We start from the raw sequence: 5,077 nt of genomic DNA on the forward strand, positions 1-5,077 counted from the left end.
TTGAGAGGCTCCTTCTATCCTAATATATGCTGGTTGTGCCATAGTCTTCCTTTCTTTGAGTAAATATGGCTTTGATTATATCATTTTTATTTATAATTTAGTATAATCACTTAAAATGTTTTTGAATGAATTTTAAGGTATATGAAAACTATGATATTTCAAAAAATAAAAACTTTCTTTCAATCTAAATTCTTTTTAACACTTTTTATCTTAGGATTTCTTTTTGTAATAAGCGTATTTTTTTGCATTTGGGGTTCTTTAATAGCCTTTAATGATGTGTATATCTTTGCTAATTCTTATCTTAGATTTGGCATTGTGTTTATATTTTGGCTTTTTGTATTTTTATTCTTTTTTTTAAGACCTATGATGGAATTTTTTGCTTCCTTTAAGGATGAAAAAAGGATCAAGCTTAACGAGCTTAAAAAAGAAGCAAGTTCGCATTTATTTAAGGCTAAGAGGAATTTTTTTATCTCCATAAAAGATGCTAAAAATACCTGGAAACAAGATCTAAAAACCAAGGATTTGCCTCTTGTCATCATCATAGGCAATGAGGGTGCAGGTAAAAGCACCTTTATAAACTACTCAAACATAGAATACCCCCTAAGCGATAGCCTAGAATCTTACAAAAAGCTTCATAAATCAACTACTAATTTTTCCTTATATGTGTCTAAGAATGGAGCCTTGCTTGATACTGAGGGAAATTATTTTTCTCAAGAAGAATTTTTTACCCCTCAAAGTAGCGATGAGTTGCCAGAGGATGATTTGGATAAAAACAAGGACTTTTTAATCAAAAAAAACATCTGGCATTCTTTTTTGTCTTTTTTAAATACAAATTTATTCTATAACAAGCTTAATGGTATAGTCTTGATTGTAGATACTAGGGTGTTTTTGACAAGCGATAAGGAGTATTTTAAAAATCTCATTCGCTATCTTACCAAAAGAGTTAATGACTGTGAAAACACCTTGAATTTAACCCTTCCTATTTATGTGGTTTTTTCTAAGCTTGATCTGCTTGAGGGTATGAAGGAATTTATGGATCTTTTTAATGAGGATCTAGCTAATAAGGTGCTTGGTTTGAGCTTTGATGAGGAGATTAATAAAAAAAATTTAGACAAAGACTTTAAGGAGCTAAGTAATTCATTATTTTATGCCTTTATGGATGCAAATAACCGTATATATTCCTTAGAAGAAAAAAGCAAGATATATTTTTTCCTCAAACAGCTTGATAATTTATTTTTTTTGGTGCAAGATTTTATCTTAGAGCTTCAAGCTGAGAATTCTTTGAAAAATAATTCTTCTTTAAGGGGGGTGTATTTTGTAAGTGCCTATCAAGAAAATATCCCACGCAATTTCTTGCTTGATGCCATTTGTGAAAAATACAATATCAAAAAAGCCCTAGCTAGGGCAAGTGTGATAAAAAAAGAACAAAGCTTTTTTGTGAAATCCTTGCTTGAAGATATAATCTTTAAAGACGCTTCTTTAAGCAACACAAAGAAATTGCTTAGACAACTGTCTTTGATGTCCTTGGTGCTTATATCCTTAGTGGGAACTTATTTTGTATCCTTTAACATCATCTCTAAAAATATAAACGAACAAGCCAAGGCAAGAAACACCTTGCAAAGTCTAAATGTGCTTTTGGAAAATTCTACAAATTATCAAGCACTTGATCTAAATGAGAAGGCTAGGTTATTAGCCCAGCTTAAAAATATTCTTAGCGTGTATCCTAAGCTGAATGATAAGGCAAAAATGATGGATTATTTAAGCCTTGATCTTTCATATAGGGCTTTTTTGAAGGCACAAGAGTTTTATTATAAGCTAAATGAAGAGGTTCTTAAAAATACCCTGCTGAAAGAAATGGAAGAAATCTTAAAAACTAGCAACGAAACAAGCACACTGGTAAAAACCTTATATATGTATAAGTCTTTATTCACACAAGAATATCTTGATAAAAATTTGCTTAAAATTTGGATAAATGAAAACTGGCAAGGCCTAGCTAAGTATGAAATTCCAAATGAAAGCTTCTTAAATGGCATAGCTGAACTTAATAAGATAGATCTAAGTAGCTTTAAGCAAAACGAAGAAAGCATAAACACAAGCATACTTAAGCTTAATAAAATTCCAAGAGTAGAAAGGGTGTATATACTGCTTGATTTTATAAATTACGAGAAAAATAGAAAAAGATATAATATTAAAAACAAGCTAGGCTTTGCAGCTAATGCTGTTTTTGCTCCAAGCTCTAAGATAGACTTTATAGAAAGAATTTACACCAAAACAGGAATGATAGAGGTGTTAGGCACTCTTAATAAGGACATAGAAAGGGCTATACAAATAGAAGCCTTTATGTTTGCAAATAATGAAGGCTTAGAACTAGCAGATAAAAATGCCCTAACCATGGGTATCATTAAAATTTATCTTGATGCTTATCAAAGCCAGTGGCAGGTTATGCTTAATTCCCTTGCCCCACAGCAATATAACACAAAAGATGGCACCCTAAATGAGCTTAGTATCCTAGCCAAAGAAGAAAATCCTATTAGGGCATTAATCTCAGTTCTTAGCTCAAACACCAACCTAAATGATCCTATCTTGCTTACAGTAGCCTATGGTCTTGGTTTAAATGCTAATGAGCTTAGAGCTAGCTTTGCAAATTTAACTAGGACCTTTGAGCCTTATCATAAATTAGTTCCTCAAAATAATTTAATTAACATAGGAAATTCAAGCCCTAATTCAAATTCACAAAACGAAACTGAGATAAAAATCTTAGAGCTTCTAAGTGCTGATCTTTCAAAGATCCACACAAGGATCACTGAATTTACAAATACCAATTTGCAAAGTGCTGAGGAAAAAATCATCTATGCCCTTGGCAAGAGTAAGGACACAAACGATGCCTTTGAAATTTTTAACAAAGACATCAAACAGCTTCCAAATGAACTTGGCAAGTATTATGAGAGGCTTTCTTTAAATGCTTGGAATTTGATAGAAAGACACGGAATTTCTTTGTTTAATAGGGCCTGGTTTGATGAGGTTTATACCCCCTTTATCAACAATATAGCCTTGTTATATCCCTTTAATCAAACAAGCACTGAGGAGTTAAGCATAGATGCTTTTAAGGGCTTTTTTGGCAGAAATGGAACCTTAAATCAATTTTTAAACAAATACTTTGATGGGGTGTTGATAAAAAGAAATAACAATTACAGCGTTAAAAATGAATTTAGCTCAAAGATCAATTTCGATAAAAACTTTTTGGCCTTTATAACCACAGCTAGCACACTTTCTAGCCTAATGCTAAATGCTAATGACAATATAACAGTGCATTATACCCTTAAAAGTCTTGATCTAAGTGCTGATTTTTCCTTTATAGAATTTGGATATAACAGTCTTAATGTCAAATACGATCACACCATAAATACAAATTTAGCAGTAATAGCAGAGCATTTTAATAATAGCACCAGCTTGAATTTCACAGCTTATAATTACATAAATTCAAATCTTAGTTATAATAAAAACTATACAGGTGAATGGGCTTGGTATAGATTGGCTAAGGAAAGTAAAAGAGTAAATAATTATAATTTGATCTTTGAAAACAATGCAAAAATGTATTTTGATTTTACTCTAATAGGCAATATTAATACAATTATAAACTCACTTGAATCGCTTAAAATCACAGACAGAGTTACAGGAGATACATAATGACTATAGAAGGAGAAAGCATAGGGCTTGTGCTTGAAAATCACGAAGCAAATCAAACCAAAAACAAGGCTTGTATTTTTGATGAGGGTGGAGGCTTTGTAGGTTCATCGCCTGAGTGCTTTTTATATGTGCAAGATAAAGAAGAAAATATAGATCAAAAACATCTTAAAATAAGCTTTGAGGAAGGGTTTTTTACCATTTCTCCTGTTGGAGAAAATAAGGTGTTTTATAACCGTTCTTTTTCTCCTATGCAAGCAGGATATGATACCATTATAAACAGTGGCGATACCTTTAAAATAGGAGAGCTTAAATTTCGCTTTGTAGAAAGTAAGGAAATAGACAAAGAACTTTTAGAAGGCAAGGAAAATATCGAGGCTGTGCCAAAGCAAGATGACAGCATAGCTGAGATAGAGCTTATTCCAAGGGGCAAGGTGAGGGCTGATTTTAGTGAAAAAGAAGACATAAAAGAACTCATTGAAAGCAAGCCAAATTATGATTTTATAGAGATAAAAAGCGATGATAGCTTCTTAGCCTCCAAAGAAGATTCTCTAAGCTTTACAAAAGAAAATATAGATAAAATCCTTGATAAGCTGCTTCAAAATTTAAAGCAAAGTCAAAACACCGTCCTTTTAAATGAAGACTATGAAGATTTAAACATAAAAGATTTTGAGCACATCATAGCAAATATCCCCCTTGTGAGATCAACAAAGCTTATAAATCTTATGGCTTTAAGCCTTATTAGCAAAGAACTTTACAGCCCAATCTTTGAAGAGATGAAGGATAATGCCTTTCTTAATTACCTTAAATCTGGCATTAAGAGCAATATAAAAGAAGAAAATATTTTGTTTGAAAATTTAGTTCTTAAAGCCTTAGTAAGTTATAAAAAGAAATAAATTGGCAACTGTTGAGTTTAGACTAAGTTTTTGACTTAAAATGCTTTAATAAGATTTTTTCTTATAAATTTTGATACCTTAGGATTTTCTCTAATTAGCTTTAATAAATTTAGGCTCAAACTACTTTAATATGATTTTTTCTAATAAACTTTGATAAAGACTCAATATAACTTAAGCGGATTTTGCCTTATCGGCTTTAATAAATTTTCATAAAGGGCTTGCCCTAAATTTTTTATTTTAATTATCTTAGATTTTTTTCAAAAAAAGTGTTTATTTATCGTTTTTAGCTTAGGTGCGAAGAAGCTATAAATTTAAGGCATTTTCTATAAATTCGTGGCTTTTTAGCACACAGTTATAATGACAAAGATGGCATTTATTCAAGATCAATACTTTTTTGAAAAAAAGCTTTTATTCATTTTAAGCAAGCCAAGCAAGGCTTTTTGAATTTTAAATCCTTGTTTTGCTTTTTTGTGCTTAAATTTTTAGTATTGCTGTGA

Annotated in this window: 2 protein-coding genes; both read left to right on the forward strand. The window is 31.1% G+C overall.

What is annotated here, in order from left to right:
• Window positions 1–141 precede the first annotated feature (141 nt).
• Window positions 142–3,687 carry a type VI secretion system membrane subunit TssM gene (gene tssM, locus DMC01_RS11870; RefSeq protein WP_246059225.1) on the forward strand — a complete coding sequence of 1,182 codons (3,546 nt, stop codon included), beginning with the start codon at window positions 142–144 and terminating at the stop codon, window positions 3,685–3,687.
• Window positions 3,687–4,580 carry an FHA domain-containing protein gene (locus DMC01_RS11875; RefSeq protein ID WP_142694409.1) on the forward strand — a complete coding sequence of 298 codons (894 nt, stop codon included), beginning with the start codon at window positions 3,687–3,689 and terminating at the stop codon, window positions 4,578–4,580. The genes tssM and DMC01_RS11875 overlap by 1 nt, the downstream gene beginning before the upstream one ends.
• The last annotated feature ends 497 nt before the right edge of the window (window positions 4,581–5,077 follow it).

Origin of the sequence: Campylobacter troglodytis (assembly GCF_006864425.1) — a bacterium.
Taxonomy (GTDB): domain Bacteria; phylum Campylobacterota; class Campylobacteria; order Campylobacterales; family Campylobacteraceae; genus Campylobacter_D; species Campylobacter_D troglodytis.

Excerpts from the sequence above, each read along its gene's own strand:
- DMC01_RS11875 (WP_142694409.1), top strand. The coding sequence starts at position 3,687 with ATGACTATAGAAGGAGAAAGCATAGGGCTTGTGCTTGAAAATCACGAA.
- tssM (WP_246059225.1), top strand. The coding sequence starts at position 142 with ATGAAAACTATGATATTTCAAAAAATAAAAACTTTCTTTCAATCTAAA.